This window comes from Pseudomonas sp. 10-1B (assembly GCF_000935045.1).
Classification (GTDB): Bacteria; Pseudomonadota; Gammaproteobacteria; order Pseudomonadales; family Pseudomonadaceae; genus Aquipseudomonas.
The window spans coordinates 56,747-77,699 of the sequence record NZ_JYKS01000013.1 but is presented as its reverse complement, the minus strand read 5'-3'; the positions used below and the strand labels follow the sequence as shown (position 1 = coordinate 77,699).

At 64.4% G+C, this 20,953-nt stretch carries 15 protein-coding genes; 7 read left to right on the top strand and 8 right to left on the bottom strand.

The genetic code is table 11. From position 1 onward, the window contains the following. Positions 1-9 precede the first annotated feature (9 nt). The 4 genes from TZ03_RS09665 to TZ03_RS09650 all read left to right on the top strand — a co-directional run bounded on the left by TZ03_RS09665 (position 10) and on the right by TZ03_RS09650 (position 2,841). Positions 10-645: a DUF4136 domain-containing protein gene (locus tag TZ03_RS09665; protein WP_051097330.1), complete on the top strand. Its 636-nt coding sequence runs from the start codon at positions 10-12 to the stop codon at positions 643-645. Between the two features lie 19 nt (positions 646-664). Further along, positions 665-1,234, top strand: coding sequence for a DUF4136 domain-containing protein (locus tag TZ03_RS09660; protein ID WP_051097329.1), 570 nt, complete (start codon positions 665-667; stop codon positions 1,232-1,234). A 255-nt stretch (positions 1,235-1,489) separates the two neighbouring features. Continuing rightward, entirely contained in the window at positions 1,490-1,960 is a 471-nt protein-coding gene (locus TZ03_RS09655; RefSeq protein ID WP_051097327.1) for a prepilin peptidase, read from the top strand. Between the two features lie 107 nt (positions 1,961-2,067). Next, complete coding sequence (locus TZ03_RS09650; RefSeq protein ID WP_051097376.1) at positions 2,068-2,841, top strand: response regulator transcription factor; 774 nt, start codon at positions 2,068-2,070, stop codon at positions 2,839-2,841. A gap of 310 nt (positions 2,842-3,151) precedes the next feature. Here the strand turns inward: TZ03_RS09650 and TZ03_RS09645 are convergent, their stop codons facing one another. Next, positions 3,152-4,816, bottom strand: coding sequence for a ShlB/FhaC/HecB family hemolysin secretion/activation protein (locus tag TZ03_RS09645; protein ID WP_051097325.1), 1,665 nt, complete (start codon positions 4,814-4,816; stop codon positions 3,152-3,154). A 92-nt stretch (positions 4,817-4,908) separates the two neighbouring features. Beyond that, entirely contained in the window at positions 4,909-7,263 is a 2,355-nt protein-coding gene (gene pbpC / locus TZ03_RS09640) for a peptidoglycan glycosyltransferase PbpC (RefSeq protein WP_051097324.1), read from the bottom strand. Positions 7,264-7,340: 77 nt separating this feature from the next. Here pbpC and TZ03_RS09635 point away from each other — a divergent pair, with 77 nt between their 5' ends. Continuing rightward, the gene (locus tag TZ03_RS09635; RefSeq protein WP_009685776.1) at positions 7,341-7,634 is read left to right on the top strand and encodes a hypothetical protein; all 294 of its coding nucleotides are present in this window, start codon (positions 7,341-7,343) and stop codon (positions 7,632-7,634) included. Positions 7,635-7,794: 160 nt separating this feature from the next. Here the strand turns inward: TZ03_RS09635 and TZ03_RS09630 are convergent, their stop codons facing one another. After that, positions 7,795-12,696 (bottom strand): alpha-2-macroglobulin family protein, encoded by a 4,902-nt coding sequence (locus tag TZ03_RS09630; protein ID WP_051097322.1) that lies wholly within the window; start codon positions 12,694-12,696, stop codon positions 7,795-7,797. Between the two features lie 243 nt (positions 12,697-12,939). Here TZ03_RS09630 and TZ03_RS09625 point away from each other — a divergent pair, with 243 nt between their 5' ends. After that, positions 12,940-14,277: an MATE family efflux transporter gene (locus TZ03_RS09625; RefSeq protein WP_051097320.1), complete on the top strand. Its 1,338-nt coding sequence runs from the start codon at positions 12,940-12,942 to the stop codon at positions 14,275-14,277. A 156-nt stretch (positions 14,278-14,433) separates the two neighbouring features. On the opposite strand, the gene TZ03_RS28600 is transcribed toward TZ03_RS09625, so the two are convergent. The 5 genes from TZ03_RS28600 to TZ03_RS09605 all read right to left on the bottom strand — a co-directional run bounded on the left by TZ03_RS28600 (position 14,434) and on the right by TZ03_RS09605 (position 19,323). Next, positions 14,434-14,889: an REP-associated tyrosine transposase gene (locus TZ03_RS28600; RefSeq protein WP_082056592.1), complete on the bottom strand. Its 456-nt coding sequence runs from the start codon at positions 14,887-14,889 to the stop codon at positions 14,434-14,436. A 153-nt stretch (positions 14,890-15,042) separates the two neighbouring features. Next, on the bottom strand, positions 15,043-16,956 hold the full coding sequence (gene speA, locus TZ03_RS09620; RefSeq protein WP_051097317.1) for an arginine decarboxylase: 1,914 nt from the start codon (positions 16,954-16,956) through the stop codon (positions 15,043-15,045). Between the two features lie 152 nt (positions 16,957-17,108). After that, positions 17,109-17,480 (bottom strand): translation initiation factor Sui1, encoded by a 372-nt coding sequence (locus TZ03_RS09615; RefSeq protein ID WP_051097315.1) that lies wholly within the window; start codon positions 17,478-17,480, stop codon positions 17,109-17,111. A gap of 239 nt (positions 17,481-17,719) precedes the next feature. Beyond that, complete coding sequence (locus TZ03_RS09610) at positions 17,720-18,253, bottom strand: NUDIX hydrolase (RefSeq protein ID WP_051097313.1); 534 nt, start codon at positions 18,251-18,253, stop codon at positions 17,720-17,722. Between the two features lie 2 nt (positions 18,254-18,255). Further along, on the bottom strand, positions 18,256-19,323 hold the full coding sequence (locus TZ03_RS09605) for a DUF2333 family protein (protein ID WP_051097311.1): 1,068 nt from the start codon (positions 19,321-19,323) through the stop codon (positions 18,256-18,258). Between the two features lie 247 nt (positions 19,324-19,570). On the opposite strand from TZ03_RS09605, the gene TZ03_RS09600 reads away from it, so the two are divergent. Next, the gene (locus tag TZ03_RS09600; RefSeq protein WP_051097309.1) at positions 19,571-20,926 is read left to right on the top strand and encodes a diguanylate cyclase; all 1,356 of its coding nucleotides are present in this window, start codon (positions 19,571-19,573) and stop codon (positions 20,924-20,926) included. Positions 20,927-20,953: the final 27 nt, after the last annotated feature.

Genomic DNA, 20,953 nt, shown 5'->3' with positions numbered 1-20,953 from the left:
GAGGAATACATGCCGTACCGTCTATTGTGCCTGGCCCTGTTGCCGCTGGCCCTGGCCGCCTGCCAGGGCAGCAACCCGTATGTGGCCAGCAGCCGCCCGTTACCACCGGCCCCTGCCCAGGCGGCCAGCACCTTCGATGCCAGTGCCTATCCGGCACCTGCCCGTGATTACGGGCACTACCGCAGCTGGAGCTGGCGCAACGGCCAGTTGCCCAGTGGCTCGGCCAATGCCGACCCAATGCAATTGGCCGATGCCGTCAGCAGCGCGCTCGACCAGCATGGCCTGCGCCCCGCCCGGGGTGGCCCCGGCGACTTGCTGGTCAGCGCCGACATGCGCCTGGAAAAGCGCTTGCGCCAGGTGCGTGACTACGACAGCTACGACCCCTACTACGGCCCGTACCCCTACGGCGGTGTCGGCTATGGCGGCTACCGCCATGGCTATGGGGGCTATGCCAGCGTGCCCATCGTGCGCACCTACGAAGTGGAGGTGATGGTGGTGCGCATCGACCTGTACGACGCCCGCGACGGCCAACCGGTATGGAGCGCCAGCGCCGAAAGCGGCAGCGACAAGGACTCGCCGCGCGAACGCGAAAGCGCCCTGCGCGACTCTGTGCACAAAGCACTCAGCGGCTATCCTCCTAGTTAACGTCTAACGGAGAACCACCATGTTGCGCCGTCTCGTTCTACTGTCATTCGCGCTATTGCTCGCCGCCTGCTCCAGCAGCAACGTCCAGCAGGATTTCGATGCCAGCCGCGACTTTGCCGCCTACCGTAGCTGGGCGTGGCAGGAGCCGGGCTTGCAGTACCGTCCGGACGACCCACGGATCAAGAGCGACCTCACCGAGCAGCGTATTCGCCAGGCGGTCGCCGACCAGCTCGACCAGCGCGGCCTGCGCCCGGTACAAGGTGGTGCACGGCCTGACCTGGGCGTGCGCGCCTACCTGATCGTCGAGCAGCGCCAGCAACAGATCACCACCAACTACGGCGGTGGCTGGGGAGGCTACTGGGGCGGCTATTGGGGTGGGCCGATGTACAACGAAACCCGCAGTGTCGACTACAAGGTCGCCACCATTCAGGTCGACATGTTCGATGGGCGTGACGGCAAGCTGGTGTGGCGCGGCAGTGCCGAGCAGATCATGAACAACTACCCGCCAAGCCCGGAAGAACGCAACAGCGCCATCCGCAATACCGTGGCCAAGGTGTTGGCCAACTACCCGCCAGGCAGCAGGCAATAACCACTCAGCTCCCATCGCCGGCAAGCCGGCTCCCACAGGTACTGCACAGGGCTTGAGGCCTATGCGGTCGAGGTGGGAGCTGGCTTGCCGGCGATAGGGCCCTGATAGGCTGATGCCAGCTGCGACAAATCCCGTTCCAAGCACGCCTTTTTGCCCTTCCCAGCCCACTTGCCCGCACGTTCCCGTCTATCTTCACTTAAGGAAACCTGACTGACCGGGTAGAAGTGTTCAACATTTGGGAAGGGTGACCTGCCAATGCAAAGCATTGTTCTCCTGCTGTGGCTTGCCTTGTGCTCCGAACAGGATGTGCGTCAACGCCAGATATCCAACATGCTCACCCTGGGCATGGCCACCTGCGCCCTGGTCTGGCTGTTCGTCACCGGCCACAGCTGGATCGGCGCCGATGCCAGCGATGCCGGCTGGGCGCTGGCCATCGTCATGCTGCTAACCCTGCCCGGCTACATGCTCGGCCGTTTCGGCGCCGACGACGTCAAGCTGATGGGCGCCCTGGCGCTGGCCACCAGCCCACAATACGTGCTTGGCACCTTCATCGGCGCGGGTGTCACTGTACTGGTGTGGCTGCTCACCCGCCGGCGCCTGTGGACCCTGCTCAACCCCAAGGTGAAGAAGCGTCTGCAGGCCCTGACCGAAGAGATGGGTGACAAGCAGGCTTTCGTCCCCTATGTACTCACCGGTTTTCTTCTCACCGCTGTATGGATCCAATGAACACCCCTGTGGTCCGATACTTTGTACATGTTCCCGAGTGCGACTATTTTTAACCTGCCAGAGCGTCTCGCCCGGGAGCAGGGCCGCATACGAACAGGGAGTTGATCGTGTCCAGACCATTCAGTGAAGTAAAGGTATTGGTGGTCGATGACCAACCATTGATCGTCGAACAGCTGTGTGAATTTCTCGAAACCCAGGGTTACCACTGCCTGCCCGCCCATTCCGCCGACGCAGCCATCGAACGCTTCCTGGCCGACGAGGCCATTGGCCTGATCATCTGCGACCTGCATATGCCCGGGCGCGATGGCATCGAGCTGGTCCGCGCCCTCAAGGAAATCGCCGGGCAACGCATGTTCGAAGCGATCATGCTGACCGGCCGTGCCGAAAAACAGGACGTGATCCGGGCACTGCGCGAGGGCTTTGCCGATTATTACCAAAAACCCATGGACCTCGATGAACTGCTCGAGGGCGTGCGCCGCCAGGAAGAAGCCTTGCAAGAGCGCCAACGCAACTTCCGCGCCCTGGGCGGATTGAACCAGCGTTTGCACGAGCTGGCCGAGTCGGTGGACGAGCTTTACCAGGAGCTGGAAAAAGCCCGTGGCCAGGGTACCCACCGGCGTGCCAGCGATGTGGAAGAGAGTGAAAGCGAGCTGCCTGCAGCCTTCGAGAAACTGTCGCCACGCCAACTGGAAGTGGCGCGCCTGGTGGGCAAGGGCAAGACCAATTACCAGATCGCCTGTGAACTGGGCATTACCGAAAACACCGTGAAGCTGTATGTGTCACAGGTACTGCGCCTGACCCACATGCACAACCGCACCCAGCTGGCACTGGCGCTGACGCCCAGCTCGTCGCCGGTGCATCAGCGGTTCACTACCCATTGAGCGAGTGGTTCCAAGATTCTGGGGCTGCTTCGCAGCCCATCGCGACACAAGGCCGCTCCCACAGAGATCGCACAAGCCCGGCATTATGCGGTCCCTGTGGGAGCGGGCAAGCCCGCGAAGCAGACGACGCGGTATATGGCACCGGCTGCGCCGGTGATCGCCGGCAAGCCAGCTCCCACCTCGACCGCATAGGCCTCAAGCCCTGTGCAGTACCTGTGGGAGCTGCGGTGCGGCGATCCGACTTGCTGGCGATGAGGCCAGTCCAGGCAATACAAGACAGTTGCTCCCACAGGGATCTGGGCTGCGCCCCCTACATTTGAACGCCAACAGTCAACGTCAACCGTGGGCCACGGTCCCGGCTATCCAACGCCACATCCGCCAGCGGCTTGGCCACCTCCAGCGCCACATTGAACAAGCGCCCGTCCCCCAACCGCAGCCCTAGCGCCACCGAGGCCAAATGGGCGTCCTCCACCGGCCCCCGGTTGTGCCAGGCCTGTGCCGTGTCCACTACTGCATAGGGCTGCACCAGCGCCAGCCAGCTATCCCGCATGCTGTAGCTCAACTCGTAAGCCACGCCCCACCCCTTGTCCCCGTCCGCCTGGTCACGCGGATAGCCACGCCCGAAACTCTGCCCGCCAAACCCCGCCCGCTCGCTGTCAGGCAGCCGGTCATCGCTCCAGTACAACGCGCCAGACACCATCCCCTGCCAGTTGCCCGACAGCCTGTCGCTCTGCAACCCGGAAAGCCGCAGCCGCAGAAAATCCAGATCGTAGTCCGCATCGCTACGTGCCCCCAGGTAATCCAGGCCCTGATAGACCCCGGCACTGACAATACGCAGACGACGACCGTCCACCTTGCGCCAGTCGCCTTCGAATGACAGCGCGCGCACGTAAGTATCGTCATCCCGCAACGATGGTTGCCCGTCCAGCTGGACATCGGAGTGCTCGCTGACCGAATACAAGTGCCCCTGTACCGCCATCCATTCATCCGGCCTGACGATCACCGGCCGGCGCAGGCCGATGGCATAGCGCTGGCTGTCGCGCTTGCGGGTGATGTCACTGCCATCGTCCAGGCGAATACGCGTGCCGGGCTCGCTGCGATAACGTGAAGCCGACAGCAGCAGTTGGCTGCCGGCAGCGTCCAGGTATTGGCTGTAGTCAAACCGCTGGTAATGGACCTGGTCATCCCCTGGGGGCAGCAGCAGGCTGGCCTTGAGCTGTTCGGCAAAGCGGGTCTGGGCGTTGCTGGTTACCGTGAACAGCCCCTGCGCGTCGTCATGGTTGCCATCGGCCACGGTAACAGCGGCGCTGAGCGGCTTGCGGCGCGCATGCACGGTCAGCCGGGCGGCACCATCAGCGGCCTGCGCCATACCCAGCTCGGCAGCGATTGCCACACCAGGCATGCGCTCGGCGAGCCCCAGGTAGCGCTCCAGCGTTGCCCGGGTCAGCGGCCGCTCGGCTTCAAGGCGCGCCAACAACTGCTGCAGATAGGAACTGGCCGAGCCGATGTCGCCGTCCAACCGGTAATCATGGATATAGCCCTCGACCAGTACCACATCGACCCAACCATCGGCCAAATCCTGAGGTGGCAGGTAGGCATACGACAGCAGGTACCCTTCCTGCCGATAGCGCTGGGTCAAGCGCTGGGTGTACCGCTGCAGCTCGCCTAGGGTGATCTCGCGCCCAATCAGCGGCTGGTAGTGTTCACGCAGGTCGCTCAAGGGGAATACCGTGCCGCCTTCGAAGCGCACTTTATGCAGTACCAGGCGGGTATCCGCAGGCTCCCAGCCAATGCTGTCGGCAGTCGGCGCGGCCAGGCGCAGGGCTGGGCTGACGGGGCGGTAGGCGTCTATCGGCAGGTTGGCGCTGAGCAGGCGCCGTTCGTACTCATGGCTGTCGAGAAAGCCCGGCAATGGCTCGGCATGGGCCGCAAGCGCCCAAGGCAGCAACAACAGGGGCACGGCCAGAGGACGCATAGGGCGCTCCATGTTCCCTTGGTTCGCGGGGCACCAGCCGGTCACACCCGTCACTTGCAAGCGTAGGTGCTGGCCCGGCCGCCGTCGAACCGCTACTCACTGACCTGGAACGCCACCCGCGCCGTCTCGCCACTTTCATCCAGCGCGCTGAGCTCGGCCTGCCCAACCTGCTGGAAGCGCACCAGCAGGCTGTCCTGCCCCTGGGTTTCACCCAATGGCTGGCCATTGAGGAACCACCAGCGCCGCCCACCACCGCCCAAGGCCGACACATGCAGCTGCAGCGGCTCGCTGCTGGTGGCCGGACGGCGCAGGTGGTCACCCGGACGCACGCCCACGATCGACAGCGGTGGCGCACTGGCTGGCACCTGCGGCGGGCAGGCCGGGTCGATGGCCGGCAGGCGCGCTGCACGCCGCTCGACGCGGGGCAGCCAAGGCTCCAGCGGCGCCGGCCACAGGGCAATGTCGCGGGCCTTGGCGCCCGGGCAAGCGCCATCCACTCGCAGCCCCTGGTCATTGACCCACACGCTTTCGCGCAAACCCAGGCCCAGCGGCTGATCGGCGGCCTGCAGGGTCGGCGGCGTGGTGCCGTCCAGGGTCCAGGCGAAGCGCTGGCGCCGGCAGTTGGGGTCCTGCTTGTTCATCGGCTGGCCCAGCGGCCAACAGATCGCTGCCACCCCGACATTCCCCGGCACCCGCTCCACCGGCACGCTGATGCCACGCTGGCTGTCACGGTTACTCAGCAGGTCGTGTACCTGCAGCATCAGCGGCGCTGCCGAGGCCAGGCCGAACTGGCCGGGCACCGGCGTGCCATCGGGGCGACCGATCCATACGCCGATCAGGTACCGCGGGCCCACGCCGATCGACCAGGCATCACGAAAGCCATAGCTGGTGCCAGTCTTCCAGGCCAGTTGCGGGCGCTGCACCAACTCGGCATGCGGGTCGCGGTCGGGCCGCGCCTGACCGCTGAGGATGCGCCGGATGATCCACGCGGCCCCCGGCGACAGCAGACGACGTTCGACCAGCGGGTCCTGCGGTTGCAGGCGCATCCGCGCACTGTTGCCACCCCGCGCCAGCGCCGCGTAGCCGCCCACCAGGTCCTCCAGGCGGCTGCCAGCACCACCGAGGATCAACGACAGGTTGGGCTCGGCCAGGGGCGGCAGTATCAGTGGCATGCCCGCCATACGCAGCTGCGCGGCGAAGCGCTTCGGGCCATAGGCCTCGAGCAACTGCACCGCCGGCAGGTTGAGCGACAGGGCCAGTGCCGAACTGGCCGACACTGGCCCGCTGAAGCCCATGGAGAAGTTGCCGGGGCGATAGTCGCCATAGCGGCGTGGCACATCTTGCAGCAACGATTCGGAATGAATCAGGCCATCGTCCAGCGCCATGCCGTAGAGGAACGGTTTGAGGGTGGAGCCGGGCGAGCGCAGCGAGCGCACCATGTCCACATGCCCGAAGCGGCGCTCGTCAGCCAGGTCGATCGAACCCAGGTAGGCACGCACCGCCATGCTCTGCGCCTCAACCACCAGAATGGCTGCGGAGGTGCGTTCTGGCAGCCGCGCACGCCAGCCCAGCAGCAAGTCTTCGAGGCGCCGCTGCAGCGCAGCATCGAGCGTGGTAAGGATCAGCGGCGGGCTGTTGGCACTGTTCAGGCGCCGGGCCAGCAGGGGTGCCAGGGCCGGCTCCTGGCGTGGTGCCAGCAGCAGCGGTTCCTCGGCAGCCTCGCGGATTTGCCGGGCAGGCCATACCTGGTATTCGGCCAGGCGTTGCAGCACCTTGTCGCGGGCACGCTGGGCGCGCGCGGGATGGCGGTCCGGGCGCAGCCGGCTGGGTGCCTGAGGCAGCACCGCCAGCAACGCCGCTTCGGCCGGCGTCAGATGCATGGGCGACTTGCCCAGGTACGCCCAACTTGCGGCTGCTACGCCCTGCAGGGTGCCGCCGAACGGTGCACGGTCCAGGTAGATCTGCAGGATTTCGCGCTTGGACAGATGCCATTCCAGCTGCGCCGTGCGCCAGAGCTGGCGCAGTTTGCCGGCTAGGGTGCGGTCATGCGGGTCGAGCAGGCGGGCCACCTGCATCGACAGCGTGCTGCCGCCCGACACCACCCGCCCATCCCGCAGGTTCAGCCAGGCAGCGCGGGCCAGGGCCAGTGGATTGACCCCTGGGTGGCTGTAGAACCAGCGGTCCTCGTAGGTCAGCAGGGCCTGCAGGTACAGCGGCGAAACCTCGTCGGGGCTGACTGGATAGCGCCATACCCCGTCGCTATCGGCAAAGCGCCACAATGGCGTGCCGTCCTCGGCCAGCACCACCCGGGCCAGGTCGTCACCGGGCATGGGCAACGGCCACAGGCGGTCGGCCAGCCATAGCAGGCCGAACAGCACCAGCATGCCGGCCACGGTGGCACGCAACAGCTTGCCTGCACGCGTGCGTGGCCGCGCTAAGCTTGGCATCGGGAACCGATCTGGCCAATCGATGGCCAAAGGCTTGGGAACGGCAAGCGCGCCGATTCGTTCATCAGGAAGCAACTATGCATGTAGAAGGTTTTTTCGAGTGGCTGGGCCAGGCACTGGGGTCGTTGATCCGCTTCATCGTCGACGCATTGAGCGGGTTGTTCAACCTGCTGGCCAATGCCGGTGGCAATTTCATCGACGGCCTGGCGCGCACCTTGGGCATGGACACCTCGCTGGTCAGCATCCTGGCCTTGATCATCGGTCTGATGCTGCTGTACTCGGCGATCCGCGCGTTCATGCGCGCCTCGATCATTCTCGGGATCATCTGGCTGGTGCTGGGGTTGTGGGTGATGAGTTGGGTGATTCATTGACATTGAACGGCCAGCGCGGACCTGTGGGAGCGGCCTTGTGTCGCGAAAGGGCTGCGCAGCAGCCCCAGATTTTCAGCTCCGCTGCTTGAATCGCTGGGGCCGCTTTGCGGCCCTTTCGCGACACAAGGCCGCTCCCACATAGTCCGCGCACAGCAGGGATTTAGCGGGCCTTTACAGTCATCTCCCCCTGCCCATCCCCCACGGCCTGCAGGTTCGGCCGGTACATCGACTCGACCTGTGGCGGTGGCACACGGTAAGTGCCTGGGGTCACCGCCCGCGCCAGGTACAGCAGGTGGGTGGTGCCGTAGCCGTCGAGCTTGAGCGCAGCGACATACCGGTCATCGCGGTACTCCTGATGCACCACGCTGGCGTTCTGCATCGACTCGCGCCATTCCTTCACCGCGCTGCTGGCGTTGTCCAGGCTGGCGGCACTTTGCGCCAGGTTCTGGTTTTCCAGCTCCAGGCCTGCCGGCAGCAAGTCCACCACCAGCGCATCCGGTACGCGGTTCTCGGCCTTGAGCGCCAGATGCACCAGCACCAGGTCACCACTGCGCAAGTTGTGCAGGTCCAGCGGCTGGCCATTCATGCCCAGATACTCGCGACGGATCTGCATGCCGTTGCCACTGGCCACAGGCGCCTGGCGTGGGTACCCCGACAAGGTCAGTTGCTGGTACAGCGTTTCGCTGCCCTCATTCTGCACAGTCAGCGGCGAGACCAGCAACGGGCCTTCCAGCTTCATGCCAGACTCGGCGTTGTTGAATTCGCGCACCTCGCCGGCACTGTCCAGGCGTGCCTGCCACTTGCCTTCCGGCTTGCCCAGCAGGCCACGGCCGGCGAGGAACAGGGCATTGCGCTCCTGGGTCGACAGCCAGCGGTTGGCCGCCAGCTCATCCGACAAGGCGAACAGGCGCTGGTCGACCTGGCTGCTGGCCAGGTTGCTCTCCTGCAGCAGCGCCAGGATCAGCGCCTGGTCGCGCAAGGCGCTGCCGTAGTCGGCCAGCCAGCCTTTGCCGCGGCTGATGCCCAAGCCTGCCTGCAAGGCCTGCTCGGCACGCGGTTTGTCACCCATCTTGTCCAGCGCCACTGCCAGTTGTACCAGCGGCAGGCCAGAGCGGGCATCGGCGCGGCGCTCGAACAAGCCACGCAAGGCACCCAACGGCGCCTGCTGGCTGCGCGACAGCACCAGCGCCGCATAAGCCTGCACGGCGAAACGGGTGTGGTCGGCGTTCTCGCTGTAGTCGACTTCGATCAGGTTGCGCTCCTGCAGGTAGCGCAGCAGGCGCTCGCTGGCCTTCTTCACTGCCTCGGCCGGCACGCCATAACCCTGGTCACGGGCACGCAAGAGGAAGTCGGTGACATAGGCCGTCAGCCAGTACTCTTCTTCGCTGTCCGAACTCCACAGGCCAAAACTGCCGTTGTAGCGCTGCATGCCCAGCAGGTGCTCGATACCCATTTCGATCTTGCGCTTGCGCACATCCGCCGGCTCACCCTTGATGCCCAGGCGCTTGAGGCTGTCGGCATCGGCGTACAGCGACGGGTAGAGGCCGCTGGTGGTCTGCTCCAGGCAACCGTAGGGGTAGGCTTCCAGGGCGCGGATCTGCTCGGCCAGGTTCAGCGGCGGCCGGCTCGACAAGGCCAGGCTGGCTTCCAGGCCGGCAGGTTCGAAGGCGGCCAGGTCTGCTTCGGGCAGGGTCCATGGCTGGTCCTTCAAGGCCACGCGGTAGTGCTTGAGCATTGCCGGGTAGGCCGGGCGCACACCCAGCGTCCACTCACGCTCGAACGCAGTGGTCGGCTCGTTCGGCAATTGCAAGCCCGTGACCCGCACATGCACCTTGCCCTGCCCCAAGCCGCCCTGGGCCTGCACCGGAATCATCAGCGTCGAGCGCTGGCCTTCGACCAAAGCAACGTTGTGCATGGCATTGGCCGCCAGGCTAACTTGCCCTTCGGTACTGATCTCGACATTCAGTTGCTGGGCACGGTCCGACAGGTTGGCCAGGTCCAGCGCCAGGCTGGTGCGGTCGCCACCGGCCAGGAAGCGTGGCGCCGACAGCTCGGCGATCAACGGCGCGGCGACCACGGTCTTGCCTTCGGCCATGCCGAAGTGCTCTTCGGTCCAGGCCTGGGCCATCAGCCGCAGCTCGCCATTGAAGTCGGGGATATCGACCGTGGCCTGGCCCTCACCCTTGTCGTCCAGGGTCACCGGCAGGCTCTGCTGGGCGACGATGGTCACCGAGGTGTTGGGGCGCTTGCCGCCCTTGGCCATGGCCGCATCGCCGCCGAACGCCAGGCTGGCCAGGCGGCCCTGGCCGGCTTCGATCAGCTGGCCGTAAATGTCCAGCTGGTCGGCACCGTAGGCCTTGCGTCCGAACAGGCTGGCGAACGGGTCGGGGGTTTTGAAATCGGTAATGTTGAGGATGCCCACGTCCACCGCCGACAACAGCACATGCACCTGTTTGGGCACACTGCCATCGGCATTGGCTGCCTTGACCTTCACGGTCAACGGTTGTTTCGGGCGCATCTTCTCCGGTGCCTGCAGGCTCAGCGCCAGCTTGCGCTCGGCGCGGTCCAGCGGCAGGTGCAGCACGCCTACTGCACGCTTGGGCGTGGCGTTGGCCTTGCGTTCACCGGGGCGGATCACCAGCGCACTGAGGTACAGGTCGTGGCGGGCCCAGGCCTTGTCCAATTGCACATCGAAGGTCTTGCCCTCGGCGGGTACGTCGATCTCCTGCCACCACAGCGGGCCATCGCTGGACTCGATCATCAAGTAGCCGCTGCCGCCGGCGGGCGGGGTGACGGTGACCCTGGCAGTCGCGCCGTCGGCGTAGGACGGTTTGTCCAGCGCCAACTTGACCTGGTCCGGGCGCACCGCGCCGCCTTCGGCGTTGTCCTGGGCGCGGTAGCCGGCCCAGAAGCGCTCGCTGGACACCAGGCCGGTCTGCGGGTCTTCCAACTCGACGCGGTACGGGCCCCATTCCACCTGGAAGCTCAGCTTGGCAGTGGCGCCAGCCTTGACGCTGACGGTCTCTTCGCTCTGGGTGAGGAATTTCTCGTTGTAGGCGTAGCTCCAGCCATCGCTCTGCGAGTAGTTCCAGTAATAGTCGCGGCGCTCGCGGATCAGCCGCACCTTGAGGTCGTTGGCCGCCAGCTTGTTGCCGTCACGGTCGGCCACCAGCAACTCGAATTCCACCGGCCCATCGCTGTCGGTTTCCTCGCCATCGAACAAGCCACGCAGGCCTGGCAGTCGCTCGGCTGGCCAGATCGGTTGCTCCAGGCGCCGAGTGATCGGCCGGCCACCGGACTCCTGCAGGCTGGCCTGCACGGTCAGTTGCAACGGGGAGCGGGCTTCGGCCCAGCGGCTTTCGATATCGATCACCGCCTTGCCGGCCTGGTCGAGGGTGACTTCGTCCAGTTCCAGGTCCTGGTTCAGCTCGGTTTCGGTGACCGAGCCGAACTGGTAGCCAGGCAGCGCCGGCACTGCCTCGCGCAACGGGCGCACATAGGCCTGGCCGCTCAAGCGGTTGCCGGCGGCCGGGGCGCCGTAGAGGTAACGGCCATTGACCTGGATTCGCGCATCCTCGTCAGGTGAAAGCGGCTTGCTGCTGCCCTTGAGTTCCAGCGCCAGGCGCTCGGGCAGGAAGTCTTCGACGAGGAATTCGTATACCTGTTTGCGCCCGCCACCCAGGTCGAGCAGCAGTTGCCAGCGGCCGGTCGGCGCCTCGCCTGCCAACTGCAACTGGTATTGGTACAGGCCATTGGTATCGGCTTCCCAGACGAACTTGCGGCTGACCTGCTCGTCTGGGCGGCGCACTTCCACACTCACTGGCAGAGCCTTGACCGGTTTGCCATCCTGGTCGCGCAGCAAGCCGTTGAGCAGCACCGTCTCGCCGGGGCGATACAAGTCACGAGGACCGAAGATGAAGAACTGCAGCGGGTTGGCCTGGGGCCCGGTGATGTCGAATTCGGCCAGGTCCAGCGCTGCCGTGTTCAGGCGCAGCAGCGTGGTGTGCACGCCCTGGGTGGCGATCAGGGTATCGGCCTTGGGCGTGATCGGCAGTTGGGCATGGCCCTTGCCATCGGTAGTGGCCTGGGCCAGCAGCTTGCCCTTGTCGTCATGGATTTCCAGGTTGACGCCGTTCATTGCCTTGCCGCCTTCCAGGGCCTGGGCAAACACATCGAGGCGATCACGGTAGCGGTGCGCAGACACACCGATGTCGCTGAGGGTGAACAGGGTTGCTGGTTGCGAGTAGTCGTAGGTGCCCGAGGCACGCATCACCGCCAGGTACACACCGGGCTCCTGCAACGGCTTGATACCGGCGATCGGCAGCAGCACAGTCTCGCGGGTGTTGCGCGCCGGGTTGAGGTCGAAACGGCCGCTGTAGACCAGCTCGGCCATGTCCAGCGTTTCCTTGGACTGGTAGTAGTACAGGCTGCTGTTGCGCCCCCAGTTGACCAGGAAGGTCGAGAGCATGTCCGGCTTGACGCGGAAGAATTCGACATCGACCTTGTCGACGTTCAGGGCGATTACCGGCAGGCCCTCGGCCAGGCGCGTGGGCAGCAGCGAGCCGCGGCTGGCGAAGCCGATGGTCGGCTGCATGTCGCGGGTTTTCAGGCGGGTGATCGACTCGCTATCCAACTGCTTGCCGTTGACCGCCAGCAGGCCCTTGTCGACGGTCAGCACCAGCTTGCGCTGCGGCTCCAGGTGACGCAGGCGCAGCTCCATCTGGTTGTCGGAGAGCTCCCAGGCGCCGTCGAGCTTGCCTTTGACGGTATCGACCAGGTGGACCTTGTTGGTGAAGTCCTGCTTGGCATCCAGCGGCGCGGAGAAGCTGATCGACAGCGTGGCAGCGCCGTCGAGCTGCACTTCGGAAACATCCAGCACCGTGAGCTCTCGGCCCTCGTAGCGCTTGGCCAGTACGGCCGGGTCTTCGCGTTTGGCGGCGGGGGCTTCGGCGGGCGCGGTGGCCACCGGTTTCTCGGCCGGTGCCGGTTTGTCCGGCGTGGAAGAGTCACAGGCACTGAGCAAAGCCAGCGCGCAGGCCAGCAACAATCCTTTGTTGAACATGGAGTAGGAACTCTTTGGCAGCGTGTACGTGAGGGCAGCAACTATAGCTGGCTGAGACCATGTTCGCGCGATTTGGTTGCCTGGCCGTTACACTGTGCCCATTCAGAACAGCCGGGGGCGCTTTGCGCCCCTATCGCGACGCAAGGCCGCTCCCACAAAAGGCCTGCGTACGCCGATCAATGTGGGAGCGGCCTTGTGTCGCGAAAGGGCTGCAAAGCAGCCCCAGATTCTCCAGGACACCCGATGACCTCACTGACCACCGACTGGCGCCACCGCCCCACCCACCACAAGGTCTGGGCCCTGGCGGCGCCGATGATCCTGTCCAACATCTCCGTCCCCCTGGTAGCCCTGGTTGACAGCACCGTCATCGGCCACCTCCCCCATGCCCACCAACTCGGCGCCGTGGCCGTGGGCGCTACGCTTTTCACCTTCATGGTCGGCCTGATGGGTTTCCTGCGCATGGGCTCCACCGGCTTCGCCGCCCAGGCCGCCGGCCGTGGCGACGGCGCGGCGTTGCGCCAGGTGCTGGTGCAAGGGTTGCTGCTGGCGGTCGGCTTCGCCCTGCTGATCGGCCTGCTGGCCCTGCCCTTCAGCCAATTGGCGCTGCACGCGATGCAACCGAGCGCGGCCCTGCAGCAATCCACCGAAGACTTCTTCCATACCCGCCTGCTCGGCCTGCCTGCGGCACTGGCCAGCTATGCACTGGTCGGCTGGTTCCTCGGCACGCAAAACGCCAGGGCACCGCTGGCCATCCTGCTGACCACCAACCTACTGAACATCGCCTTGAACCTGTGGTTCGTGCTGGGTCTGAACTGGGGCGTGCTGGGTTCGGCACGAGCGTCGGTGATCGCCGAATGGAGCGCTGCCTTGCTCGGCCTGGCCCTGACCCGCCCGGCCCTGCGCGCTTACCCGGGGCAGATCGCCTGGGTGGCGCTCAAGCGCTGGCAGGCCTGGCGGCCACTGCTGGCGGTGAACCGCGATATTTTCCTGCGCAGCCTGGCGCTGCAACTGGTGTTCCTGCTGATTGCCGTCCAAGGCGCCCGCCTGGGCGAAGCCACCGTGGCGGCCAACGCCCTGTTGCTCAACGGCCTGCTGCTGACTGCCTACGCCCTCGACGGGCTGGCGCATGCGGTAGAGGCCCTGTGCGGCCACGCCATCGGCGCCCGTGACCGCGACACCTTGCGCCGCTCGCTGGTGGTGGCCTGTGGCTGGTCGTTGATCACCAGCCTTGGATTTGCCGGGTTGTTCCTGCTGGGCGGACACCTGTTCATCAACTTGCAGACCGACATCGAGAGTGTGCGGGCAGCGGCTTATCCGTACTTGCCGTACCTGGCCTTGCTGCCGTTGATTGCGGTGTGGAGTTACTTGCTGGACGGGTTGTTCATTGGTGCGACGCGGGCACGGGAAATGCGTAATGCGATGTTGGTTTCGGTGGTGATTGCGCTGCCATTGGGCGTGCTCATGAGTGGGCTTGGCAACCATGGATTGTGGTTGGCCTTTCTCGGGTTCATGGGGCTGCGGGCGGTGACGTTGGGGTGGATGGGGTGGCGGTTGCAGCAGAAAAATCTCTGGGTAGGCTGATTGGGGCCGCTTTGCGGCCCATCGCGACGCAAGGCCGCTCCCACAAGGCCCTGTGAATGCCGATCAAATTGGATATTTCCCGAGGTCCTGTGTACGCCGATCAATGTGGGAGCGGCCTTGTGTCGCGAAATGAGGGCGAAGCCCTCACCTGCGGACTCACAGCCAAACACAATCCCAATGTGGATACGCGCCAGCCCGTCGTACCAGGCCAGCCCTAATCGGGTTGGCGATGATGTAACGGGCAACCGCCTTCATATCCTCCTCACGACGCAAAGCCCGGTCATGAAAGCTGGTCTGCCAGATATGCCGCCTTTCAGCACCCACCTTGTACAACGCACAACTGCTTCTGGACTTGAATCCACACATCAGCTCGCCCAGGCTCGACGGCCCAAGCTCGATAAGCCAATGAAGATGATCCGGCATCAAGACCCACGCCAAAGATCGACAAACCTTGCACTCTTCACAGAATCGCAATTGCTGTATCACGGTTCTGGCAAAGCGAAAGTCTTTGAACAATGGCGTTCGGTTTCGGGTGGTGGTGGTGAGCAGGTAGAGGCGTCCTGGCTCGGACACTCGACCGCTACGTAAACGATGGGAACCTGGACTTTCCATGTCATCCTCCTTTGAACATTGCATTCAAAGGTAGCGGCGCTGTTCCGACGGATGAGGACAGGTTTTTTACCGGGTGTGACGTCGGTGAGGGCTGCGCCCTCATATCGCGACGCAAGGCCGCTCCCACAAAAAAGCGGGAGCGGCCCCCGGCAATCACGACGACAGGTACGAAGACCGGGTCAACCCAAGGCGCAAGGCATCCAGGTACTGCGTGCGCTCACGCGCAGTGATCTTGGCGCTGGCCACCTTGTCGCGGTAATGAGTCATCAACTCCTCCGGCGACAGGTGCACGTAGCGCAGCATGTCCTCGATGGTGTCGTGGGTCTCGATACCGGCGTGGTATACGCTGCCATCGGCGTTCTGGTAGATGTTCACCGAGTCGGTATCACCGAACAGGTTGTGCATGTCACCGAGGATTTCCTGATAGGCACCGACCAGGAACACGCCCAGCAGGTAGTCCTCGCCCTCCTTCAGCGCATGCACCGGCATGCTGGTCTCGATGCTCTGCTCGTCGACGTACTGGTTGATCTTGCCGTCGGAGTCGCAGGTCAGGTCCTGCAGCACCGCTCGACGCATCGGTTCTTCGTCCAGGCGGTGCAGCGGGATGATCGGCAGTACCTGGCCAATGGCCCAGGTGTCCGGCAGGCTCTGGAACACCGAGAAGTTGCAGATGTACTTGTCGGCCAGCTTGTCGTTCAGCTCGTCCAGCACCTGGCGGTGCGAGCGCTGGCGGGCTTTCAGCGAGTTGTGCAGGCGGCGGCACACGGCGAAGTAGCACTGCTCGGCCAGGGCTTTCTCGGCCAGGCTGATCTTGCCATCGGCATACTGCGCCGCCACGTCACCCATGTAGTGGGTGGCGCGCCAGTAAGTCTCGGTCACCATCTCGATATCGGTCGGGCCGAGCAGGTCGGCCAGCCACTGCACGGTCTCGGGCAGAGCTTGCTTGTTCTCGATGGTCGGCACGTCGTCGTTGTGCTTCTCGACGTCGGTCACCTGGATCACCAGCATGGCGTGGTGCGCCGTCAGCGAACGGCCGCTCTCGGAGAAGATGTGCGGGTGCGGCAGGCCCTGTGCGTCGCAGAACTCCTTGAGCATGCCCACCACCACGCCGGCGTAGTCGTCCATGTCGTAGTTGATCGAACTGGCATTGCGCGAGTGGGTACCGTCGTAGTCCACGCCCAGGCCACCGCCAACGTCGATGTGGTCGACTGGCAGGCCCAGTGCACGCAGTTCGCCGTAATAACGAATGGCTTCCTTGAAACCGTGCTGGTAGTCGGCCAGGTTGGCGATCTGCGACCCCATGTGGAAGTGCAGCAGGCGGATACCCTGGTCCAGGCCGGCATCGCGGAAGCGCTGCACCACCGAAATCAGCTGGGCAGCAGACAACCCGAACTTGGACTTCTCGCCGCCGGTGTCGGCCCACTTGCTCGAAGCCAGCGACGACAGGCGCACGCGCAGGCCAACCTGCGGCTTGACCTTGAGCTCGGCGGCCTCGTCGATCACCAGGGCCACTTCCGACTCTTTCTCGATGACGATGAACACGTTGTGGCCAAGCTTCTGACCCATCAGCGCCAGGCGGATGAACTCACGGTCCTTGTAACCGTTGCAGACGATGGTGCCACCTTTCGGCGCCAGCGCCAGCACCGCCAGCAGCTCGGGCTTGGAGCCGGCTTCCAGGCCGATGGAGACGTTTTGCGTGGCGATGATGTTTTCCACCACCGCTTCCTGCTGGTTGACCTTGATCGGGTACAGCGCGGTGTACGTGCTCTGGTATTCCAGGCGCGCGATGTTGGCGTCGAACGCGCCGGTCAGTTGGCGCACGCGGTCCTGCAGAATGTCGGGGAAGCGCACCAGCAAGGGCAGCGAAAGGCCGCTCTGGCGCAGTTCGTCGACCTGCTCGAACAGGTCGATCGGCGCGCTGCCGGGGCCGTTGGGGCGCACTTCGACGCGCCCGGCTTCATTGATGGCGAAATAACCAGCGCCCCAATGGCGGATGCCATAAACACTGCGGCTGTCGGCCACGGTCCATTGGCTACCATCGTCTTTGCGTGTGCGTCGTACGGACATTCAAGTCCCCTATAGATAAGTCGAAGACACTGCCCCGCAAGGAGGCGGGCGCAGTGTAAAAGCCAAAAATGACGATTCGTCCATGCCCAGGGGTAGACCCTGGTCACGGCAACGAGTTTAGAAAGCACTGGGCAAAAAAGCGCGCGGGCGTATCAACCGCCGGACTTTTTCGCCTTGAAACCCTGTTTGCTCAGCTCACCGATCAGCAGCTCGACATGGTCGCCCTGGATCTCGATGACCCCATCCTTCAGCGCGCCACCGGTACCGCAGCGGCGCTTGAGGGTAGAGGCCAGCTCCTTGAGCTGCTCGAGCGGCAGCGGCACGCCGGTAACGGTAGTCACGGTCTTGCCGCCACGGCCTTTGCTTTCGCGGCGCACACGGGCAATACCGTCGCCTTCGGGGATGACATTTTGCTTGCAGGTACAGGCATCCACCGGCTGGCCACAGTCGGGGCAGTGCCGACCGGCGTCGGTGGAGTAAACGAGACCGCCAAGGGCGGCGAAGGAAGAAGCTTTCTTGGCCACTTTTGTTCCTCTGTGCTGAGGACAAAAACTGGTCGGGCCCAGGGGTTGAGGCCGACCGCGAAGCCCCACTCTGGCAGGGGCGGCGCTACTGCTGCAAGAATTGCGGCAGCCCGAAAAGGGCGCGCAGTGTAACGATAAATCCGGCTGTTGTGTAGGAGCGGGTTTACCCGCGAACAAGGGCACAGCCCTTGCCATGCGACGCGGGTGTCTGGGCCAGTATTTCGCGGGCAAGCCCGCTTCTACAAAGTAGCTCTATATCGCTGCAATGCCGCCAACGAGTCCGGACAATACGGCATGCTCAGGCTCTCCTGCTCAGCCTGCTCCAGCCCAATGAACCGCGCCTCGCTCACCTCTTCCGGCTGCAAGCGCAACGGCGCATCCGACACCGCCGAATACACCGCACACCACAAGCGGTTGTCCGGCTGGTCAAAATAGAACCGCTCATGAAAGCGCAGCGCGGCGCCCTCGATGCCCAGTTCCTCGGCCAGCTCACGCGCCGCCGAATCGGCATACGCCTCGCCCGCCGTGACCATGCCACCCGCTGCCACATCCCAGTACCCCGGGTACAGCGCCTTGCTCAAGGTACGCCGGTGCACGCACAACTCACCGGCGCTGTTGAACAGCAGAATGAACGTACAACGGCCGATCAGGCCACGCTCGCGCAGTTCGGCGCGGGGCAACGCGCCCAGCACCTGGTCGGCTTCGTCCACCCAGGCGACCAGTTCGCGGTCGGAAGCCGCTCGATGAGCGGCTTCGTTCGGGCTGATGGCCATCATCAACCCTGCGACAGCAGCTGACGCAGGTCGATGACCGCGGCGTTGGCCCGGGAAATGTAGTTGGCCATGACCAGCGAGTGGTTGGCCCACATGCCAAAGCCACTGCCGTTGAGCACCATCGGGCTCCACAGCGCTTCTTGCGAGGCTTCCAGCTCACGGATGATCTGGCGCACGCTGACCGTGGCGTTCTTCTTCGCCAGCACGTCGGCAAAGTCCACCTCGATGGCGCGCAGCAGGTGCGACAGTGCCCAGGCCTGGCCACGGGCTTCGTAGAACACGTTGTCGATCTGCAGCCATGGGGTTTCCACCAGTTCCTCGTCCACCTGCGGCGCCTCGCCAGCCACCACCGACTCGGTCTTCAGCGTGGAATTGAGCTTGACCCGGCCAACGCTGGCCGACAGGCGCTGCGACAGTGAACCCAGGCGGGTAGCCACGTCACCCAGCCAGTTGTTCAGGTTGTCGGCACGGGTATAGAAGATCGCGCCCTTGTCGCCAGCAGTCAGACGGCTCTGGTAACGGGTCAACGACTTGATGCCCTCTTCGAACTCCGACTCGCTCGATGGCAGGATCCAGCTCTTGTTGTCGAAGTTGAAGCGCGGTTCGGCCTTGGCCAGGTCGGCGTCTTCGGTGGACTGCGACTGCGAACGGGCGAAGTCCTTGCGCAGGGCGCGGGACAGGTCGCGTACCTGGACCAGCACGCCATATTCCCAGCTCGGCATGTTGTCCATCCACAGCCCTGGCGGGAAGCGGTCGTTGGAAATGTAGCCGCCTGGCTTGTTCAGCAAGGTGTCGGCCACGGTCTTGAGGGTTTCGATGGTGGTATAGCCCACCACCATCTGCTGGCCGGTGCGCTCGGCGGCAGCCTGAGCGTTCTGCTGCACCGGGAACAAGTCCGGCTCCTGGCTCCAGTACCAGCCCAGGCCGATACACACCAGCAGGTACAACCCGATCAGGGTCCCCAGGGCACGGCTCCAGAGGCCGCCAAGGTAGCTACGGGCGGCGGCGGCGCGGCCGTCGACACGCTCACGAGGCTCGGCTTTGGCCTCGCGGTTTTTCCAGTCCAGCATGGCTTTGTCCTTAATCAGTCACGACGGTTCAGGGGCTTGGACCACAGGCCTGCGCCAGGGTGCCACGGCAAGCCCGTGTGGCAGCACTATAAAGCAGACACTGCCTTACGCATAAGCGACCAAGCAGTCAGCAACTGAATATTCGTTCGGAACGCATTGTTGATACAGCGCACTTATGCATGGGAAAAGAACTGCTAGCATAGAGCCATCATTGCCCCTGCATATCCCAACCTATAAGTAGCCGGACATGAGCCAAGCAGTCGAGCCAAGCCCGCAGTGCCCCGACCCGCATCTGTCGCGTAGCGGCCTGCGCAAGGACGACCCACTTGACCAGGTACTGCTACCCGTGCGCAAGCCGGTGTACATCCTGCTGCAGGACCACGAGCGTGCCCAGCGCCTGGCTCAGCAACTGGAATTCTTTGGCCTGGTGGTGCAGGCGCTGCCCAGTGCGGCGGCGTTTTACGCCTCGATCAGCGAATACCCGCCCTCGGCCATCATCATGGATGTCGATTTCACCGGTGCCGGCCAGGGCCTGCTGCTGGCCGCCCGGGTGCAGCAGGGCTTGGCGCAACCTATTCCGCTGCTGTTCTTCAGCCATCACGAAGCCGATACCCCGACCCGCCTGGCCGCCGTGCGCGCCGGGGGCCAGGACTTCCTCACCGGCAGCTTGGAGGCTTCCAGCCTGCTGGAAAAGGTCGAACTGCTGACCAATACCGCCCAGCACGACCCGCTGCGCGTGCTGATCATCGACGACTCGCGCACCCAGGCCCTGCACACCGAGCGCGTGCTGGCCAGCGCCGGCATGGTCACCCGCAGCCTCACCGACCCGATCCGCACCATGGCCGAACTGGCCGACTTCCAGCCTGACCTGATCATCCTCGACCTGTACATGCCCGCCTGCACCGGCCCAGAGCTGGCCAAGGTGATCCGCCACAGCGACCGTTATATGAGCGTGCCGATCATCTACCTGTCTGCCGAGGACGACCTGGACAAACAGCTGGATGCCATGAGCGAAGGTGGTGATGATTTCTTGACCAAGCCGTTTCGCTCACGCCACCTGATCACTACCGTGCGCAACCGCGCCGCCCGCGCCCGGCATCTGAAGGCGCGCATGGTGCGGGACAGCCTGACCGGCCTGTACAACCACACCCACATCCTGCAACTGCTCGAAGACTGCAGCTTCCGCGCCCGCCGTGAACAGCAGCCGTTGAGCTTTGCCATGCTCGACATCGACCACTTCAAGAAGATCAACGACCGCCACGGCCACCCCATGGGCGACCGGGTGATCAAGAGCCTGGCGCTGTTCCTCAAGCAGCGCTTGCGCAAGACCGATTTCATTGGCCGCTATGGCGGCGAGGAATTCGCCATCGTCATGCCCAATACCGCGCTGGATGCGGCACACAGGGTACTGGACGAGATTCGCCGGCGCTTTGCCGAGATTCTCTACCCGGCGCAGCCACGGGATTTGCAGTGCACCTTCAGTGCCGGGGTGGTGCAGCTGGACGAGGGGCTGGATGCACTGACCATGGCCAGTGCTGCGGACGAAGCGCTGTACCGGGCCAAGCATGCGGGGCGTAATTGTGTGGTGCGTGTGGAGCCCTGAGCTTCTTATTCCTGTACTGGCCTCTTC